A 19,072-nucleotide genomic window follows, 5' to 3' on the forward strand; every position below is an offset into this window, starting at 1 on the left:
TACTTTCAGGCTCGTTTGGCTTTTACCATGGCTATGTTCAACGTGCTGGTTCAATGGAATGGCTTGCAAGTTAATGAGGATGGCTTCATACCCCTTTCTATAGCCAGATTCAGCCTTTAAAATAACTAGCACCATTGGTTATTACTCTAAAAACTCCTGGAATCGTGCATCGAGGATAGAGGATAGCCCTTCTATTCTCCGGAGCGATGTCTTTGGGGGGGAATGATAAGGAGATAGGGATGCGGAAGGTTTTTGGGGTGACATTGAAACTAGGGGTCATACTCTTGGTAGTTACTGGATTTCCCTGTGAAAGGGTTGCAGGTCAACAGGTAGGGATGAAAGGATCGAGGTTCCCGGTGATCTCTCAACCTTCTGCTTCCCTCTCAGGATCTCCGACTGTTTTAATCGGTTTGGGAGACAGCCTGACCCAGGGAACCATGGATGCAACCAATAATTTTATCAATACCTGGAATGCCTATCTTCAAAAAGTTGCCGATTCTTTGGCCCAGGTCATTCCGTTGAATTTTATACAACCCATTTTCGATGAAAGTGAAAATCGCTGGGTACCCAGTCTTGTGCCGACCAATTTAGGGGTAGACGGGGCCGATATTTTTTCCCTCGAGGGGATTCAGTACTATAAACGGGCCGGCACCGGAAAATCCTTTGTTAGTCGGGATTATCTTTGTGATAAATGGTTACCCGGCAACCTGGAAGATAAGTATGATAAGGTATTATATCCCATCAACGTGTTGGCCGGTAAAGCGGTATCTCAAATCGATTCGGCTACCTGGCTTCTTAACCAAAACCGGTTTACATTCTTAACGAATCGGGCCAAAGGGCTCCTCATTTTTTGGATAGGAAATAACGACTCCAGTACGGCTGCCCTAGGTTCTGGGGGTAAGAATCCAATATTTCTGCCGATTCCTTTGGATCAAATCGAACCTGAAATCACTCCTGAGCTGAGTTTTCTTCTCCGCCTGGGCCAACAGGAAGGGGATTTATCCTTTGCTCCCTACACCCAGAGTGCCATCGAACGGAATTTGACCGAGCTTTCAGATTTTGCAAATCAATATAATCACTTGTTGGATCGTTTGAAAATCGATAAGATCCCGATAACTACCCCGGTAGAGGTCTTTCTTTTGACTCTCCCTTACTACAGTGCGGTAGGTTATTTGATGGACTCTGAAGATCTGGAGTACTATTTACAGAAACTCAATTCGGCCTATAGGGTCCCCCCTACGTTCAAGCGGGTAACAATACCGGGAGAGCCTATTACAGACCCCTTTCAGGGAGACCGGATTTCCCTGCTAACTTTTGGGTTTATGTATCTATTATTGCAAAGTGGCTATCCGATAGATTATGTTAACCAGATCCTGGAGATAAATGGGCAACAACGGGATGAGCTTGTTCTTTCGGAAGAAGAGCAACATTACATCATGTCTCGAATTGATGGCTTTAACGATATCATTAAAACAGCTTCCATGACCCAGGGTCCTCATGTTCATCTTGTGGATATAGGTCAATATTTAAACGATCTACTTTCCGGTAAAACCTCTCTGATTATTGATCATCGGGTTTTTAGCAGAAAATGGGTTCGGGGTGGAAGTTTTTCCCTGGATGGGGTTCATCCGGGGTATACGGGACAGGCCCTCATTGCCAATTTTGTATTGACCCGCCTGAATGAAGTTTTGGGCTTAAAGGCGCCACTTTACGATTTGAGTTATGTCATGGGAATAGATCCCTATCTGGATCGAGATGGGGATGGCTGGGCTCCGGGACCAGACTATAAGGCTTCAGGTCTGACCGAATTATTATTTTTATTTAAAGACCCGGACGATGGAAATCCGGCGGTACAACCCCAGTTACCCCCCGAAGTTTGGAACCAGATCTCTGATGTACTGATGAAGGATATTTTAGATCTCCCATCCATAAAAGCAAAGGCAATCCCTTTAGGAAGGGTTCCGGTTAAATAGTTTGAAATTTTCTATAAAAGAGATAAATTCCCTGCAAGGGAAGATTTTATAAAGAACCCAGCTTTTTATTCATGGGTCGACCTGGAGCGGAGTATTTATTTTTATGATTCTTCCTGGTAGGAAATGCTTCGTTCTCGGCTATTTGATTAAAGCGAGGTGTTAGATGATACCCCTTCAAGATGAGAATCCAACCCGGTCTTTTCCTGTTGTAACTGTAGCGCTTATTGTACTGAATTGTCTGGTCTTTTTTTATCAATTGTCTCTAGGAAAATTGGGAGAGGCTCTGATTTACAGGTACGGAGCCATTCCCTGTATCATTACTCATACCTGTAAGGTGAGCTATGAGGTTGGATTCGATTCAGGAATTCCTTTTTCGGCTCAAACGACCCTTTTAAGCTCCATGTTTTTACACGGCGGTTTTTTCCATCTGATCGGAAATATGCTTTACTTATGGATTTTTGGAAATAATGTAGAAGATTCCATGGGACATTTACGCTTTACGGTTTTTTATTTAGTATGTGGGGTGGTAGCCGCACTTTCTCATATTTTGACTTCTCCCGGTTCGCGAATTCCCATGATTGGAGCCAGTGGGGCCATATCCGGGGTTTTAGGAGCTTATCTGTTCCTTTATCCCCATGCTCAAATTCTCACCCTCCTTATATTTGGGTTTTTTATTCGAACGGTTCGGATTCCAGCCCTTTTCGTATTGGGGTTTTGGATTATCATTCAATTTATAAACGGTACGGTCAGTCTTGGGAGTATGGAGCGTGGGGGCACGGCCTGGTTTGCCCATATAGGGGGTTTTATTGCCGGGTTGTTTTTGATCCACTTTTTTAAAAAATCGGAGCCTTATGGGGATAGGTGGGAGTGGCGTTGAGAAGGGGACAGGGGAATGGGAGAGTAGGAAAGCAAGATAGGGGATCGAGGATGGAGGATCGAGCCGTTTTAACCCCCTGTTATCTTGCCCTTGGATCTTCAGATTTTTTTCACCCGCTCACCCATCCACCCTTTCAGGCTTTCAGTTTAAGTTTCCTCGTCTATCATCTGGCGTACAGCATGTTGGAAATTCCTGGAGGAAGATTCAGATAGATCTGAGGAATTCATTTCACATCCTCCGCTAAAGATAGCTCCTTCGTGGATAATTAACTTGTTAGAGCCTGTTTTAATATTTCCGTGGACCTGGGCTGTCGAGTTAATTTCAACGAGTCCTGTTGAGGTAATATTTCCGCTGACCTTTCCACTGATGATAATTTTTCCAACGACGATTTCGCCATCCACCACGGCATTTTCACCGATGATGAGAGAATCTTTAGAGGTAATATTTCCTTCGAATCGGCCATCGATTCGAACGGTTCCCTCAAAGCTCAAATCTCCTTTAAAATTGGTTCCTTCGGCTAAAAAAGCTGTCAGTTCTTTTTCGTCAACGTTTGTAGATTTTACCATAGGCTAAAACCTCCTTTTATCAGCCATTACAGAGTTTAGAGTAAATTCGGTCTAAATCTTCTTCCGAGTAATACTCGATAATAATCTCCCCTTTTCCTTTTTTGGGCAAGATAGAGACTTTTGTTTGAAGGTGTTGTCTCAGTTTCTCTTCAATATTGCGAATATAGACGGACTTGGGTGTACGTACGGGAGGAGTGTCTGTTTTTGTTTCTCGAACCAGGGCTTCTGTCTGACGGACCGACAGGCCTTTGGTGAGTATTTTTTTATAGAGTTCCAGTTGCTCCTCCTGGCTTTTCAAACCCAGGATAGCCCGGGCATGTCCCATACTAATTTTCTCATCGACCAGGCCCTGCTGAATTTCTCCGGGCAGTCTGAGCAGGCGAAGGTAATTCGTCACCGAAGATCTATCTTTTCCGACCTTTTGCGCGATATCTTCCTGGGTTAAATTAAAATCTTCTATGAGCCTTCGAAAAGCTTCGGCTTCCTCTATAGGGTTAAGATCGTCCCGTTGGAGATTCTCGACCAGAGCCAAAGCGAGCATTTCCTCGGCAGAGGCTTCTTTAAGCACGGCGGGGATAGTGGTCAGACCGGCCTTCTTGGCTGCACGCAGACGTCTCTCACCGAGTATGAGCTCGTAACCGGAATCTTTTTTACAAACAACAATCGGCTGGAGAACCCCCTGTTCTCGAATGGATGCTGCCAGCTCTTCCAGCCTGGCATCATCGAAGGTTTTTCTAGGTTGGTATCGGTTAGGAACAATCTGATCGATTTCGATTTCAACCAGTTTATGTTCCTCCTCCGTCCCAATACTAGGTATCAGAGCTTCCAGACCTCTTCCCAATGCCCTTCTTCTCATGTTTCAAAATTTCGACGGTGAGTTGTACGTAGGCTTTAGCACCTACGGACTTAGGATCGTAGTGTAGAACGGATTTCCCGTGGCTGGGGGCTTCACTCAGACGAACGTTTCTGGGGATAACCGTCTGATAAACTTTATCTTTGAAATGGGCTCGGATTTCTTCGATGACCTGCATAGAAAGATTGGTTCGACTATCATGCATGGTAAGTAAAATGCCTTCGATTTCCAGGTTTGGATTTAAGGCTTTTTTAATAAGATGAATGGTATTGATCAGTTGAGAGACTCCCTCCAAAGCGAAATATTCACACTGAATCGGAATGAGAACGGAGTCAGAAGCGGTCAGAGCATTAACGGTTAGAAGTCCGAGGGAGGGGGGGCAGTCGATGATAAGGTAATCATATCGTTCCCGGATTTTCTCCAGGGCCTGTTTAAGTTTCATCTCCCTGGCAATGGTGCTAACCAACTCAATCTCCGCCCCGGCCAGTTGAATATGGGATGGAAGAAGATCTAAATCTTTAATATAGGTGGGTACTATCACGGATTCCACGCTTTGTTGGTTAATCAAAACATGGTAAATGCTCGCCGTAACTTTGCTTCGATCAAAACCGATGCCGCTACAGGCATTAGCCTGGGGATCCATATCGATCAACAGGGTTTTTCGCTTAGCAACGGCCAGACAGGCCGCCAGATTGATCGCAGTGGTCGTTTTACCAACCCCACCTTTTTGATTTGCAACTGTAATAACCCGAGACATAATGTTTCACGTGAAACATCTCCCCGGCTTGGGGTCTAACCCTCTACCGGATTCCCTCCCAACTCCTCCACGAAACCTCTTCTGGGGAGAAGGATTTCGGTTCATCCATTCAGGTCAAGTTTCTTTCCCTCTTCTGGAGTAAAACCAAAAACCTGGGATGTTTTAAAAAAGAAAGTTTTACCGGCATGAGTTTCACCAACTCAAACCCTTTCCTTTGAATTTGAGGTAGTGCCTTCAAGGTCTCCTGTTCTCCTTCTCTACCCCTTTGAAGAAGCAATTTAAAGGGGGCTATGAACACCGAACCGCAGAGATAAACAAGATCTATCAAAGATCCCATGGCCCTCGAGACCACTATATCCATCCGGGTCTCTTCTTCTCCCCTTAAATCCTCTACCCGCTTTGCCAGACATCTCACATCTAAAAATCCCAGCTTTCGACACACATTCTTCAAGAAAACAATTTTTTTGTGAGAAGCATCCACTAAAGTCAACCGTAGATGGGGATTATAAAGTTTAAGGGGTATCCCCGGAAAGCCCGCTCCCGTTCCTACATCCATTACCCTCACGGATCCTTCCAGTTCTCCCGATAGTACACAACTGAGAGAATCTACAAAAAGATGTTGAATTATCATGACCTCATCCTGAAGTCCTGTCAAGTTTATTTTTACATTCCATTTCTTAAGTTCTTGAAGGTAAATCAAAGCCTTCTCTACCTGAAGGTCTGAAAGGGTTATTCCCACCTCAGAGGCTCCTTGTCGCAGGTAAGTTTTGAGAACTTCATCCATTTTAAATTGCTACCCCTTGAATCCGTAGAAGTCCAGAATCCAGATAGGGTGAAGAAATCACCCTGGAAGGATCCCCGGGTAAAATCCAGGACCGATTCCCCGGTTGTTCTGGATTCCGGGTTTGGACGCCTGAGTTATTATTATTTTTTCTTAAAACCTTTTAGAAATCAAGGAAAATTATCTTCCAAGGGTACAAGATACCCCGGCTGGGTTAACTACAAAGGTTGTTCGGCATCTAACCTGTAGGGTTAGATGCCGAATCGAAAAAGGTAGGAAAGGGATAGATGGGAATTTAGGCAATCCAATCGGCAGGAATCTGGTTTTCTGGGGAAATCTGTACCTCCACGCCGGCTTCGGGATAGCGGAAGATTTTACCCTCATAATTTCTTAACAGGTAATCTCCTGTTTGCTCATCATATCCCACGATGGAATCTGGAAGAATAGGGATTTTGCCACCTCCCCCGGGGGCATCGATAACAAAATAAGGTACGGCTAATCCGGAAGTATAACCTCGAAGCGCGCTCATGATCTTCAGTCCGACCTCTACTTTGGTCCTGAAATGGTTGGTTCCCTTAGTAATGTCGGCCTGATAAATATAGTAAGGCTTCACCCGCATTTTCAAAAGCCCCTTCATCAGGGCACTCATCACTTCCGGGTCATCATTGACCCCTTTTAAGAGGACCGTTTGATTTCCCAAAGGAATCCCGGCATCGGCCAGCATCTCGCAGGCTTTTTTGGCCTGAGGCGTCAGCTCCCGGGGATGGTTGAAGTGTACATTGATAAACAGAGGATGGTACTTCTTAAGCATATCACAGAGACTTTGGGTGATCCTTTCAGGGAAGGTACAGGGTACTTTTGTACCGATTCGAATAATGTCCAGATGAGGAATTTCCCTGAGGGGAGCGATAATTCTTTCTAATTTGTCATCGGTCAGTATCAGGGGATCGCCTCCTGAGAGAATGACATCGCGAATTTCCTCGTGCTCGGCAATATATTGGATCGCTTTGTCAAAGGCATGCCGGTCTACAAAACCGGGATGGCCTACGCCTCTTTTCCTGGTGCAGAACCGGCAATACATGGTACACTGGAACGTAACGAGGAATAAAACCCGATCCGGATATCGATGGACCAGGTTAGGCACAGGACTATCGACATCTTCGTGGAGAGGATCATCGGGACACCCGGTATCTTGAATTTCCCGAACATCCGGTACTGCTTGAAGCCAGATGGGGTCCCCTGGCTTCTCAATGAGGTTTAAGTAATATTTAGGAATCCTCATGGGATATTCTTTAATAATTTCCCGGATCTCATCAGGATTAATGTTAAAATATTTAGCCAAATCTTTCTCCGTCACAACGCTTTCAGATAGAGAACGTTGCCAATCTTCCATGAAATACTCCCCCTCCTGGTGGGGTCAAAACGTTTTTTGATATGTCACACGATCATCACCCACAGAGTAAAAATCCCTGATTCGTGAGACCTCGACATATCCGTTTTTAAGATAAAAATTTCGAGTTTTTGTATATTTGGGTTGAGAGGAAGTCTCAATAAGAAGCATCCGAGCCTGCTTCTTACTTATTTCTTCCTCAACTCGCTTTAGCAATTGACTCCCCAAACCAAGCCCTTGTTGAGCAGGATCCATGACAATCCAGTAAAGATCATAGGTTCCCCTGGTAAGGGGAACAGGACCAAAACAAGCATACCCCATGACCTGATCCTCTGCATCGACAACGCATATAATGCAATAATCCTTCTGCTCTGGATGAAGAAGGTAAATATCTATCAACTCCAGAGCACACATCACCTCCTCCGGCGTAAACATGCCGGTTGCTTCCAGTATGTTTACGAGCCTTTCCCTGTCTTTGGGTAATAACTTTCGGATCGTCACCTTCATGAAGGAAGAATACCACTTCTCTCAGGAGTGGGAATCCTCGAAGAATCACCGGATCGCTCCAACACAAATCCCAGTAACTCCCTGATAAAATCCGTATAGGTACGACCGGATTTTAAAATGGATCGTATGAAGCCGGCTTCTGGAGAAATATCCGGATTGGTGTTCACTTCAATTACATAAGGATTAAGGGTTGCATCCAATCGAAGATCAATTCTGGCATAATCTCGACATCCCATTGTGTGATAGGCTTTCAAGGCTATCTCTACAATCTGGGTTTCCACTTCCAGGGGGAGTATGGCAGGGCAAATGGGTATTGTATTTTGGAATTCGAAACTTTCTTTTACCCATTTTGCTTCATAGCTACAGATCCTATGGAGGTGGGGAGGAAATCTGGAAAAATCTACCTCCGATAAGGGGAGCACCCTGGCCGGTGCATTTCCAAAAACGGCGGCATTGATTTCACGCCCCTGGATATATTCTTCGATGATGGCAGGTTGCCGGTATCGATCTAAAATATAACGAACCCGTTGCCGAAGAGCCTCCAAAGAGTTGACCACCGCCCCATTATCGATCCCTAAACTGGCATCTTCATACAGGGGTTTTACGATAAGGGGAAACGGCAGTTCTTCCTCCCTGAAAACCTGTGTTTCCTCCCGGGAAGAGGAATTACTTAAACTAAGATCAACTTCAAACTCTGGGGTAGAAAGGACCTGATATTTTGGAACCGGGATTTTATAGGAGGATAAGATCCCTTTGGTAAGGGCCTTATCCTGGGATAATCCAATGGCTAAAGGTCCGGAACCTGTGTAAGGAATACGGAGGAGTTCCAGTACACCTGCGATATTCATCTGAGGAAGACTTTCTCCACGAAAGCTCTCACAAAGATTAAAGATCACGTCAGGATTAAGATCCTGGATCCGGAGTATCAACTCCCCTACATCCTCTTCTAAGGGAATCCTTATACTGGCATATCCAAGTTCCTTCAGACTTCTTTCAACGGCTTCAACTTCTTCCAAGACTCCTTCTTCCGAAATAAAATCCCGGGGTTCTCCCTGGGATGTTCCACGTGGAACGTTAAACAGAATACCTATTTGCATGTGCATAAGGGGATTTTCAGAGTACACAGATGGAATTTACAGTATTAAACTGAAAATCTCCGGGCATCCACCTATTTGACCCATCCATACCTCCTTAAAGCCTGGTTCAGGATATTTCCGATCAAATCCTTATAGCTCATCCCTACCATGGCTGCGATGAGACAAAGATCACTATGATTAGGACTCATCCCTGGAATGGTATTCATTTCCAGGAAAAACGGTTCACCCCTCTCATTACAACGAATATCCACACGACCCACATCCCGACACTCCAAAACCCTGTAAGCACCCAAAGCCACTTCCTCGATGTGGCCTCTCTTTTCGGGGGAAACCTCGGTATATTCCACCAACTGCCTCCATTCTTCCTTGGCACGAAAACTGTAAACCTTTTTTTCAGACGGTCCCTTGACCACCACCTGCATCATCCCAAGTACTCGGGCTTCCTCCCCATTTCCCAGAATAGCCACTGTAAACTCATCCCCTGGAAGATATTCTTCTAACAGGACCGGTTGTTTATAGGCCTTGAGCAAAAACTCGACCCTGGATTTCAACTGATCCGGATTATAAATGATTGAGTCCGCTGCAACTCCTTTCGCAGACCCTTCATGGACCGGCTTGGCGAAGAGGGGATAACTTAAAGCCACAGAATCCAGGGCCTTAAGGGTGGTTATCTTAATCCCCTTGGGGGTCGGAATTCCATTATAGGCCACAATTTGTTTAGCTAGATACTTATCGTGGCATAGGGCCAGGGTTAAAGGATCTGAAAAGACATAGGGAATATTCAGCATCTCCAGAATAGCCGGAATCTGAGCCTCCCGACTTCTTCCATGAAGACCCTCCGCAAGGTTAAAAACAATATCTACGGATTCCTGCCTTAAAACCTCGAAAATTCTCTCCCCTTCCCCTATTCGTATCACCTGGTGTCCTAATTCCTCAAGAGCGTGAGATAGCTGCTCAATGGTACTTTCCGAATCAAACTCGGCATCTGCATCCAGGGGATCATCGACCCGCCATCTATAATTTTTCCGTAAATTGTAAGTCAGCCCTATTTTCATACCTTCTCTTCCTTATAAATACACCAATACATTGTTAACCATTGTTTTTGAGGTTACCCACGATTTGATTAGATAGATGAGACTATCCTTGTAGAGGGATGGTCCAAAATACCCTTCCCGGCTTTTAGCCCCAGGAAAGGGTTTGTTACCGGAAGAAACCGTGTATGAGGCTTAGTAAATAAACTGCGTGTGTAGAGAAATAAAGAGATAACCGTCTGGCTATTTTGGGAGTTTATAAGAAAGGAAATCCTGGATAATAACCGATTAGATTGGATAGTTCCAATCCCATCGGAGTCTTTGGTTGGATGAGAATGTGTAGAAATACTTGGAGGCTTATCTTCTTCGGAAGCCTCCAAGCCCTGACTTGGAGGTTTGTCTTCGTTCCCTTCCATACTACCCATAGACTTAGGTGTTCGCTGGTTCATTTTGCTAAAGTATCCAGAATTCTATCAAATGGGTAGAAGCTTAACCGATCCGGTTTTTCTAATTAAGCCCCTAACCCAGGGAGAGTTCTTTATCGAAAGCTTTAAGACAAAAATAATATCAAAATAAAAATTGTCAACATTAAATTTATGAATAAATCTTGCAAAGGGCTTAAATTTAAATTACCTTAAATAAGCTTTAAGGTTTCGAAACCCCAAGGTTTATAAAAACTACAACAACAGAAGTTATTTTCAAATATCTTAACTATGCTTTCCCTAAAAGTTACCGAAGAAGGCTTAACGGCTGTTAAAGGAATTCAGGTCGCCAGCCGAAGGGCTGGATTAAAGACCCAGGGACGGGATCTGGCCATCATTTATAGTGAGCATCCTGCCCACGCCGCCGCCGTCTGGACAACCAGTCAAATCAAGGCAGCTTCTCTGCTGACGAGTATCAAGCATCTGGAGAGTGGTAAAGTTCAGGCTATTATTATTAACAGCGGTATTGCCAACACCTGCACCGGAGAGCGGGGCTTAAGAGATGCCGAAGAGATTACCAGGATCGTCGCCGAAGAACTGGAAATACCCCAGGAAAGGGTGCTTATTTTCTCAACGGGTTATATCGGAAGATATCTTCCCCTGGAAAAAATAAGAGGCGCCCTAAAAGATATCAAATACGACCTGGATAACTCCCCGGCAGCGAGTCTGGAAGCGGTTAAAGCCATCATGACCACCGATACCCGACCTAAGAGGATTTCTGTGAAGGTTCCACTGGGAAACGGAAAAGAAATCACCCTCGGAGGGATGGCCAAAGGGTCCGGGATGATTTCTCCCAACATGGCTACCATGTTGGGTTTTATCGCTACCGATGTGGATATCCCTCCGGGACCCCTGAGAAGAATGCTTAAAACCTCGGTCGATAAATCCTTTAACATGATCAATGTAGACGGCGACATGGGAAGCGACGCCGTAGTCTTACTGGCCAATGGAACGGAAAGTTTAACAGAATCTGAGATGGCCATCTTCCAGGAAGCATTGGATTATGTCTGTATTTCTTTAGCTAAGATGATCGTTCGAGATGGCGAGGGAGCCTCCAAACTCATGGAGGTTCGGGTGCGAGGGGCTGAGACTTCGAGAGATGCGCGGGCAGTTGCTCTATCGGTGGTAAAGTCCAATCTGGTCAAATGCGCGATTTATGGAGATGATCCCAATATCGGGCGTGTCATGCTGGTTATCGGAGCTTCAGGTGCCAGGCTTCAAGAGCAGAAGCTGGATATCTACCTGGAAAACATTAAAATGGTTGAGAAAGGGGTTGTCATTGAGTTTGATCGTTACGAAGCAACCCGCGCCATGAGTAAGCCTGAAATTCAATTCTTGATTGACTTGAATATGGGACAAGAAGAGGCCGTTGCCTGGGGATGCGATCTAACCCCCGAGTATGTACGAATTAACTCAGAATACCCGACGTAAAGAGGAAGTATGAAAGTACAGTGGTATGGGAGTAAGGAAGTGTGGAGGGGTGGGTGGTTAGACAAAGAGTTTTAGAAGTCATTGACGGCCTAGAGGATAGGTTTATGGGTAGGTAGGGGTTGTGTAGAAACCTGAAAGATTCCTTTATACTTCCCCCCCCCATATTTTCCCCATACTTCCATACTCCTCTACGCTCACAAACATGGAAAAGGCTAAATTAGTACTGGAGGACGGTTCTACCTATGAAGGCTACTCTTTTGGAGCCTGGAAATCTGTGGCCGGAGAAGTTGTTTTTAATACCGGAATGGTGGGATATCCGGAATCTTTAACCGATCCTTCTTATCGAGGCCAGATTTTGGTTTTAACCTATCCGTTGATAGGTAATTATGGGGTTCCTTCAAAGGAGCGAGATGCTGACGGGTTATACAAACATTTTGAATCGGAAAGGGTCCAAATCTCGGGGCTGATCGTCTCGGAATATTCAGAGCGCTATCATCACTGGAGTGCCGTGACAAGCTTATCAGATTGGCTCGCCGAATATAACGTTCCCGGAATATATGGGATTGATACCCGAGCTTTAACAAAAAAATTACGAGAAAAGGGAGTCATGCTGGGGAAAATCATCTGTGACCGGGAAGTAGATTTCGAAGACCCAAATCGGCGAAATCTGGTAGCTGAAGTCAGCATTGAAAAGCCGATCCTATACCCTCGGGGAGAAACCCGACTGGTTTTTGTGGATTGTGGGACAAAAAATAACATTATACGCAGCTTTCTCAATCGAAATATTACCCTTATTCGGGTTCCTTGGGACTATAACTTATTCGATCCGGCCCTTCCTTCCTACCAGGGAATTGTGATTTCCAACGGCCCTGGGGATCCTAAAATGTGCCGGCAGACCATTGAACAAATTCGCAAGGCCATAAGTTTAGAGATTCCCATCTGGGGAATTTGCCTGGGCAACCAGATCCTGGGACTGGCAGCCGGGGGGGATACTTATAAATTGAAGTACGGGCACCGAAGCCAAAACCAACCGTGCCTCGAAGGAGGAACCTCCCGCTGTTATATTACCAGTCAGAACCACGGATACGCCCTTAACCATGATCTTCTCCCCGAAGATTGGGAACCCTGGTTTATCAATGCCAATGATGGAACCAATGAAGGAATTCGCCATAAAGTGAAACCTTTTATGTCTGTCCAGTTCCATCCTGAAGCGACGCCGGGTCCTGTAGATGCAGGGGTTTTGTTTGATCGATTCTTGGATAAAATCCACAAGTCAGGCGTTAGAACCCAGCATAATCCCTAACTTCTGGCTTCTGACTCCTGATCTCGGATTCCTGTTTACATTTTTTTAGATATGAAGAAAGTTCTTATTCTGGGCTCTGGAGCCCTCCGTATTGGACAAGCAGGTGAGTTTGACTACTCAGGAAGTCAGGCTATTAAAGCCCTTAAAGAAGAGGGTATTACCGTTATCCTTATCAATCCCAATATTGCCACCATTCAAACTTCTGAACAGATGGCAGATAAAATTTATTTTCTGCCGGTCAACCCCTACTTCGTTACCCAAGTGATTGAGAAAGAAAGACCCGATGGAATCCTGCTGTCCTTTGGTGGACAGACAGCTTTGAATTGCGGAATAGATCTGGATCGGGAAGGGGTTCTGGAAAAATATAAAGTCCAGGTTTTGGGGACCCCTATAGAGGCTATCCGTAACACCGAGGACCGGGATCTTTTTGCAAAAAAACTGTCAGAAATTCATCTTAAAGTTCCCAGAAGCCTTGCTGCTTGGAATTTGGAAGAAGCTGTTCAGGCGGCCCAAAAAATAGGTTATCCAATTATTATCCGCGCAGCCTATACCCTGGGCGGAGAAGGCTCTGGAGTTGCCTGGAATCCAGAAGAACTTATAGAACTGGCCCGGCGTGCCTTTACTTCTACTCCTCAAATTCTGATAGAAGAGTATCTGAAAGGGTGGCGGGAAATCGAATATGAAGTCGTCCGGGACCGATTTGATAATTGCATCACGGTCTGTAATATGGAAAACTTTGATCCTATGGGAATCCATACGGGAGAGAGTATTGTTGTGGCCCCTTCTCAAACCCTCACCAATCTGGAATATCACAAACTGCGAGAAATTGCCATCCGGGCCATTCGTCACCTGGGGATTATCGGAGAATGTAATATCCAATTTGCGCTGGATTATAAATCCGACGATTATCGGATCATAGAAGTAAATGCCCGATTATCCCGAAGTTCTGCTCTGGCTTCCAAGGCTACAGGATATCCCCTGGCTTTTATAGCAGCCAAATTAGCCCTGGGTTATGGGCTGCCGGAACTTAAAAATTCGGTTACAAAATCCACAACCGCCTGTTTTGAACCCGCTCTGGATTATGTGGTGGTGAAAATTCCACGCTGGGATTTAAATAAATTCAAAGGAGTCTCAGAGAAAATAGGCACTGAAATGAAGAGTGTCGGCGAGGTTATGGCCATTGGACGGAAATTTGAAGCAGCCCTCCAAAAAGGTCTTCGAATGTTGGATATTGGTGCTATCGGTTTGGTCGGAAACGATTTTACCTTTAAAGATATCCGGGAGGAGCTGGAGAAACCTACCGATAAACGTATTTTTGCCATTGTTGAGGCTCTCAGGCAGGGATACACCGTGGAGGAAATATCTCATCTCACCGGAATCAATGCCTGGTTCCTTTACAAAATCCAGGGGGTTCTTGCCCTTGAAGACAAAATTAAAAAATATGCAACCCTGGCTAATCTCCCCCGAGAAATTTTGCTAGAAGCTAAACAAAAGGGTTTTTCAGATCTGCAAATCGCCAAGCTACTAAAAACCCAGGAACTAGAAGTTCGAAAGCGGAGAAAAGAATTACAGGTCCTCCCCGTGGTCAAGCAGATTGATACCCTGGCCGCCGAATATCCTTCCAAAACCAATTATCTCTACCTCACCTATAACGGTGAGACCGATGACATCTCCTTCGAAGAGCGTAATAAGGTGATCGTTCTCGGCTCGGGAACTTATCGAATCGGTTCCTCCGTCGAATTTGACTGGTGTTGCGTTAATACAGTCTTCACGTTGAATAAGTTGAAGTATAATACCATCATGATTAACTATAATCCCGAGACCGTTTCTACCGATTACGACATCTGTGACAAGCTGTATTTTGAAGAACTTTCCTTTGAGACGGTTATGGATATCTACGAGAAGGAAAACCCCATTGGTCTGATTGTATCCATGGGAGGACAGATGCCTAATAATCTGGCCCTTAAGTGTTACAGGCAAGGACTTAATATTTTGGGAACCTCCCCTTTAAGTATAGATCGGGCCGAAGATCGATATAAGTTTTCCAAATTACTGGATGAATTAGGAGTCGATCAACCGGAGTGGCGAGAATTGACGAGTTTAGAAGATGCTGAGCAATTCGCCAAATCGGTGGGTTATCCGGTTCTGGTAAGACCATCTTATGTACTCAGCGGAGCAGCCATGAGTGTTGTCTACGATGAAAGAAACCTGGAAACGTATTTAAGTAAAGCCTCAAAAGTTTCCAGAGAACACCCGGTTGTGATCAGCAAGTTTATCGTAAATGCCAAGGAAATAGAAATTGATGCCGTGGCTCAGAATGGAGAAATTCTAACCTGGGCCATCACCGAACACGTGGAGAACGCCGGAGTTCATTCCGGCGATGCCACCATGATTTTTCCTCCCCAGAAAATTTACCTGGAAACGGTCCGACGAATCAAAAACATTGCCCAAAAAATAGCCATGGCCCTAAAGATCACCGGACCGTTTAATATTCAATTCCTTGCTAAAGATAACGACATCAAGGTGATCGAATGTAACCTCCGAGCTTCCCGATCTTTCCCGTTTGTATCCAAGGTTTCCAAGGTTAATTTCATCAGTTTAGCAACGCAAGCCATGATGGGAAAACGGATCAAAGAACGCAAACTCAACTTAGATTTTGATTATGTAGGAGTTAAAGCACCCCAGTTTTCCTTCTCTCGCCTCAAAGGTGCAGATCCTATTCTGGGCGTTGAAATGGCCTCTACAGGAGAAGTAGCGTGCCTAGGAACCGATCTCTACGATGCTTTTCTCAAATCCCTGATCGCAACAGGATTTAAACTTCCTCAAAAGAATATCCTTCTCAGCATCAATAGCGAGGAAAATCGATATAAACTCCTGGATTCGATCAAAAAACTGAATAACCTCGGTTTTCACCTCTTTGCGACCGAAGCTACCTCCAGATTTCTCCATGAACATAAAATCCCACATACCCTCCTCGGTAAGATCCAGGAATCGTGTCAACCCAATGTGTTAGACTATCTGGTTCAGCGCAAGCTCGATTTGGTTATCGATATCTCCACAGGTCATCCCCAGGAAGATGAGCAGGCTGAATATTTAATCCGGCGAAAGGCGGTAGATTTTGGAATTCCTCTTTTAACCAATTTACAACTCACCAGGTTGTTCGTTGAGTCCATTTCGCGGAAAAAGTTAGAAGATCTGGAAGTAAAGGCATGGGATGAATATGTTTAAAGGTGTTTGAAGCTCCATTTTTATCATGGAAATAGAAAAAAATTTTACAAAACGCCGGGGCCGTCGACCTGAACCCATCTTGAATTACGAAGGATCCTTCATTCCTTCTGGATTCGTAGTCGGACTGTATCTTATCTGGAAACTTAAAGTATCTCTCCGGGTAGGGTGTTTTTGACTATCTTAAAAGAAGTCTGACGAACTTACTTGAAAAGGATTCAATGAAAGGAAGCAGGTCTTGAGATTACGCCAGACCTTATCTTTCAAGTTGCCACCGGTTTTATGGCAGCCAAACACTTGTTTGCAGCTAATGAGATAGGGCTATTTGAGAAGCTGGCTGAAGGACTGTACGGGCGGATGACCATCCGCCCCTACTCTCTTTGCCGCATTGATGGCCGGTGAATTCCTGCTCAATACAGGAGGAAGGGATATCTATAGTGAGGAAGAAGCTCGTGGATGGCTTCAACAGAGTAGGGGCGGATGGTCATCCGCCCGTACTGGCGGGTATTGGAACATAGATCTTTGGCCGGTCCATCGAGCTTGATAGTAGCTGAAACGGTAAAATGATAAAACCCTCTGTCAATCGAGACGATTAACCTACTAAAACAGGATAAAAACTAAGAGGATCAAACCGCCTTTACAATCTTAGTTTACTTCAGAGGAGGTTTAAGGCCATGAAAATCACCGATGTGGAATGTTCTATTTTATCCGTTCCTTTAAAACGAACCTTGGGAAATTCTAGAACAGCCTATAATGTTGTAGACTGGGTTGTTGTACAGATCCATACCGACGAAGGTATTTCGGGAACCGGCCATATGGGTTCCATGGGTTATCAAAAGGGAAGAGGTTCCCGGGCCATGAAGAGTGTCGTGGATACAGAATTGAAAGAGGTGGTGGTCGGTAAGGATCCTTTCTACATTGAAAAAATCAGAAAAGATCTGTGGGCAAAAAGTTATTATTACGGCCAAAAAGGTTTAGCCTATTGGGGAATCTCGGCCATCGATACCGCCCTTTGGGATATTGTAGGCAAAGCCACCGGAAAACCCCTCTATAAGCTCTTGGGTGGCTGCCAGGATGAGCTCCCGGTCTATGGGAGTGGAATTGATTTATCCTGGTCCCTGGAGGAACTCATTCAAGAGGTTACCGACTTTGTTGAACAAGGCTTTAAGGCAGTTAAAATTAAGGTAGGAAAACCGGATTACAGAGAAGATCTTCAACGCGTCAAGGCGGTTCGGGAAGCTATTGGGGACGATATTCACCTTATGGTCGACGCCAATCAGGCCTGGCGACCTGCAGAAGCTATTCAGATCGGAAAACGACTCGAAGAGTATAATATTTACTTTCTGGAAGAGCCGGTTTCTAACAATGATATTCCCGGTATGGCTAAAGTCGCCGCGGCTCTGGATGTTCCCATAGCTGCCGGAGAAATGGAATTTACCCGGTACGCTTTCAGGGAATTGTTAACCGCCGGTGCTATCGATATCGTCCAACCAGATCCCATGAGAAACGGAGGAATCACCGAATGTATGAAAATTTGTACCCTGGCCGATACCTGGAACCTGCCGGTTACCTCGCATTTTTATATTGAATTGATGGCTCATGTTCTGGCTGCCATCCCCAATGCTCTCTATCTGGAATATATTCAGGTTTTTGTGGAAAGTCTTAATGAAGTAATCGTCCATCCTGTAGAAGTCAAAAATGGGATGATGCAGGTTCCTCAAAGACCTGGACACGGCGTGGAATTTAGTAAGGAAGGATTCAAAAAGTATCAAATTGCTTAAAAGGAGGAAAAACAGGATGAACCGTTCTCCCTATGTTCTCCATGAAGAGGATCTTCCATGGACCGAACAATCCCATGGCCTTAGTTATGGCCTTCGTCGTAAACAACTGGGTGCGGCTGCAGGTAACCGTAAACTCGGCTGCAGTCTGTATGAAGTCTTTCCAGGATGTAAATCCTTTCCTTATCATTATCACTGTGCCAACGAAGAAGCTATTTATGTCCTGGAAGGCTCGGGGACTCTCCGGATCGGTGGAAAAGAGGTAACCCTTTCAAAGGGGGATTATATTGCCTTACCTGGTACTGTGGAGGGAGCTCACCAGGTTATCAATACCTCCGATCGACCTTTACGCTATTTGTGCTTTTCGACGATGATCGAGCCTGATGTCATCATCTATCCAGATTCCGGTAAGGTCGGCATTCTTGCAGGCTCTGCTCCGGGGGGGCCCAAAGAGCAGAGAACTCTCCATATGTTTCTAAGAACTGATACCAAAGTGGATTACTGGGATGGGGAAACATAAGTTTTGGACTTATTCCCCTACGACTTGTACGAGGATTTCTCGGTGACGAGGCCGATTATCAAAATCGATCAAAATAATCTGTTGCCAGGTTCCGAGTTGAAGCTTCCCCTGGGTAAAGGGTATAGTTAGAGAAGGACCTAAAAGGGCTGCGCGAACATGGGAAAATCCATTCCCATCTCCCCAGCGTGCATCGTGGTCATAATGAATATTTTGGGGCGCTATCCGTTCAATTGCCCTTTTAAGATCTTCGATAACCCCCCTTTCAAACTCAATGGTTGTGATGCCGGCCGTTGATCCAGGAACAAACACGGTTACAATTCCCTGGGTGAGTCCCGAGCTTTTAAGTAAATCTCGAACTTTAGAAGTCAGGTCATGAACGTCACTGAACCCTCGGGTTTTAAGCTGAAAAGAAAAAGATTGAACGGGCATACTTTTAAAAGCCGTTGTAATACTTTGTAATTCGACGATAAAACTGCCATGGCGAGTCCTTGGATACTTCAG

The 19,072-nt window shown here is 45.1% G+C and carries 16 protein-coding genes; 7 read left to right on the top strand and 9 right to left on the bottom strand.

Going from position 1 to position 19,072, the window contains the following annotated elements:
- Positions 1–239 precede the first annotated feature (239 nt).
- Both VNM22_04410 and VNM22_04415 read left to right on the top strand, forming a co-directional pair.
- Positions 240–1,973: a hypothetical protein gene (locus VNM22_04410; protein HWP46386.1), complete on the top strand. Its 1,734-nt coding sequence runs from the start codon at positions 240–242 to the stop codon at positions 1,971–1,973.
- A gap of 163 nt (positions 1,974–2,136) precedes the next feature.
- Positions 2,137–2,850: a rhomboid family intramembrane serine protease gene (locus VNM22_04415; protein HWP46387.1), complete on the top strand. Its 714-nt coding sequence runs from the start codon at positions 2,137–2,139 to the stop codon at positions 2,848–2,850.
- Positions 2,851–2,996: 146 nt separating this feature from the next.
- Here the strand turns inward: VNM22_04415 and VNM22_04420 are convergent, their stop codons facing one another.
- The 8 genes from VNM22_04420 to VNM22_04455 form a co-directional block, all read right to left on the bottom strand.
- Positions 2,997–3,416, bottom strand: coding sequence for a polymer-forming cytoskeletal protein (locus VNM22_04420; protein HWP46388.1), 420 nt, complete (start codon positions 3,414–3,416; stop codon positions 2,997–2,999).
- A 19-nt stretch (positions 3,417–3,435) separates the two neighbouring features.
- Positions 3,436–4,272, bottom strand: coding sequence for a ParB/RepB/Spo0J family partition protein (locus tag VNM22_04425; protein HWP46389.1), 837 nt, complete (start codon positions 4,270–4,272; stop codon positions 3,436–3,438).
- Entirely contained in the window at positions 4,226–5,026 is an 801-nt protein-coding gene (locus VNM22_04430) for an AAA family ATPase (GenBank protein HWP46390.1), read from the bottom strand. The genes VNM22_04425 and VNM22_04430 overlap by 47 nt, the downstream gene beginning before the upstream one ends.
- Positions 5,027–5,135: 109 nt before the next feature.
- Positions 5,136–5,810, bottom strand: a complete 675-nt coding sequence (rsmG, locus tag VNM22_04435; GenBank protein HWP46391.1) for a 16S rRNA (guanine(527)-N(7))-methyltransferase RsmG — start codon at positions 5,808–5,810, stop codon at positions 5,136–5,138.
- Positions 5,811–6,102: 292 nt separating this feature from the next.
- The gene (locus VNM22_04440; GenBank protein ID HWP46392.1) at positions 6,103–7,200 is read right to left on the bottom strand and encodes a KamA family radical SAM protein; all 1,098 of its coding nucleotides are present in this window, start codon (positions 7,198–7,200) and stop codon (positions 6,103–6,105) included.
- 24 nt (positions 7,201–7,224) lie between these two features.
- On the bottom strand, positions 7,225–7,704 hold the full coding sequence (locus VNM22_04445) for a GNAT family N-acetyltransferase (GenBank protein HWP46393.1): 480 nt from the start codon (positions 7,702–7,704) through the stop codon (positions 7,225–7,227).
- Positions 7,701–8,807: a hypothetical protein gene (locus tag VNM22_04450; GenBank protein HWP46394.1), complete on the bottom strand. Its 1,107-nt coding sequence runs from the start codon at positions 8,805–8,807 to the stop codon at positions 7,701–7,703. The genes VNM22_04445 and VNM22_04450 overlap by 4 nt, the downstream gene beginning before the upstream one ends.
- A 65-nt stretch (positions 8,808–8,872) precedes the next feature.
- Positions 8,873–9,856, bottom strand: a complete 984-nt coding sequence (locus VNM22_04455; GenBank protein ID HWP46395.1) for an ATP-grasp domain-containing protein — start codon at positions 9,854–9,856, stop codon at positions 8,873–8,875.
- Between the two features lie 689 nt (positions 9,857–10,545).
- On the opposite strand from VNM22_04455, the gene argJ reads away from it, so the two are divergent.
- The 5 genes from argJ to VNM22_04480 all read left to right on the top strand — a co-directional run bounded on the left by argJ (position 10,546) and on the right by VNM22_04480 (position 18,571).
- Positions 10,546–11,745: a bifunctional glutamate N-acetyltransferase/amino-acid acetyltransferase ArgJ gene (gene argJ, locus VNM22_04460; protein HWP46396.1), complete on the top strand. Its 1,200-nt coding sequence runs from the start codon at positions 10,546–10,548 to the stop codon at positions 11,743–11,745.
- 202 nt (positions 11,746–11,947) lie between these two features.
- Positions 11,948–13,048, top strand: coding sequence for a glutamine-hydrolyzing carbamoyl-phosphate synthase small subunit (gene carA / locus VNM22_04465; protein HWP46397.1), 1,101 nt, complete (start codon positions 11,948–11,950; stop codon positions 13,046–13,048).
- A 51-nt stretch (positions 13,049–13,099) separates the two neighbouring features.
- Positions 13,100–16,276, top strand: a complete 3,177-nt coding sequence (carB, locus tag VNM22_04470; protein ID HWP46398.1) for a carbamoyl-phosphate synthase (glutamine-hydrolyzing) large subunit — start codon at positions 13,100–13,102, stop codon at positions 16,274–16,276.
- Between the two features lie 671 nt (positions 16,277–16,947).
- Entirely contained in the window at positions 16,948–18,054 is a 1,107-nt protein-coding gene (locus VNM22_04475) for a mandelate racemase/muconate lactonizing enzyme family protein (GenBank protein ID HWP46399.1), read from the top strand.
- Positions 18,055–18,070: 16 nt separating this feature from the next.
- Positions 18,071–18,571: a cupin domain-containing protein gene (locus tag VNM22_04480; GenBank protein ID HWP46400.1), complete on the top strand. Its 501-nt coding sequence runs from the start codon at positions 18,071–18,073 to the stop codon at positions 18,569–18,571.
- A gap of 9 nt (positions 18,572–18,580) precedes the next feature.
- Here VNM22_04480 and VNM22_04485 read toward each other — a convergent pair whose 3' ends face one another.
- Positions 18,581–19,000 (bottom strand): secondary thiamine-phosphate synthase enzyme YjbQ, encoded by a 420-nt coding sequence (locus tag VNM22_04485; GenBank protein HWP46401.1) that lies wholly within the window; start codon positions 18,998–19,000, stop codon positions 18,581–18,583.
- Positions 19,001–19,072: the final 72 nt, after the last annotated feature.

It is taken from the genome of Candidatus Limnocylindrales bacterium, assembly GCA_035559535.1.
Taxonomy (GTDB): Bacteria; Moduliflexota; Moduliflexia; order Moduliflexales; family JAUQPW01; genus JAUQPW01.

Coding starts and splice junctions, on each gene's coding strand:
- VNM22_04450 (HWP46394.1), bottom strand. CDS start 8,807: ATGCACATGCAAATAGGTATTCTGTTTAACGTTCCACGTGGAACATCC.
- carB (HWP46398.1), top strand. CDS start 13,100: ATGAAGAAAGTTCTTATTCTGGGCTCTGGAGCCCTCCGTATTGGACAA.
- VNM22_04475 (HWP46399.1), top strand. CDS start 16,948: ATGAAAATCACCGATGTGGAATGTTCTATTTTATCCGTTCCTTTAAAA.
- VNM22_04415 (HWP46387.1), top strand. CDS start 2,137: ATGATACCCCTTCAAGATGAGAATCCAACCCGGTCTTTTCCTGTTGTA.
- VNM22_04455 (HWP46395.1), bottom strand. CDS start 9,856: ATGAAAATAGGGCTGACTTACAATTTACGGAAAAATTATAGATGGCGG.
- rsmG (HWP46391.1), bottom strand. CDS start 5,810: ATGGATGAAGTTCTCAAAACTTACCTGCGACAAGGAGCCTCTGAGGTG.
- VNM22_04440 (HWP46392.1), bottom strand. CDS start 7,200: ATGGAAGATTGGCAACGTTCTCTATCTGAAAGCGTTGTGACGGAGAAA.
- VNM22_04420 (HWP46388.1), bottom strand. CDS start 3,416: ATGGTAAAATCTACAAACGTTGACGAAAAAGAACTGACAGCTTTTTTA.
- VNM22_04430 (HWP46390.1), bottom strand. CDS start 5,026: ATGTCTCGGGTTATTACAGTTGCAAATCAAAAAGGTGGGGTTGGTAAA.
- argJ (HWP46396.1), top strand. CDS start 10,546: ATGCTTTCCCTAAAAGTTACCGAAGAAGGCTTAACGGCTGTTAAAGGA.
- VNM22_04445 (HWP46393.1), bottom strand. CDS start 7,704: ATGAAGGTGACGATCCGAAAGTTATTACCCAAAGACAGGGAAAGGCTC.
- carA (HWP46397.1), top strand. CDS start 11,948: ATGGAAAAGGCTAAATTAGTACTGGAGGACGGTTCTACCTATGAAGGC.
- VNM22_04410 (HWP46386.1), top strand. CDS start 240: ATGCGGAAGGTTTTTGGGGTGACATTGAAACTAGGGGTCATACTCTTG.
- VNM22_04480 (HWP46400.1), top strand. CDS start 18,071: ATGAACCGTTCTCCCTATGTTCTCCATGAAGAGGATCTTCCATGGACC.
- VNM22_04485 (HWP46401.1), bottom strand. CDS start 19,000: ATGCCCGTTCAATCTTTTTCTTTTCAGCTTAAAACCCGAGGGTTCAGT.
- VNM22_04425 (HWP46389.1), bottom strand. CDS start 4,272: ATGAGAAGAAGGGCATTGGGAAGAGGTCTGGAAGCTCTGATACCTAGT.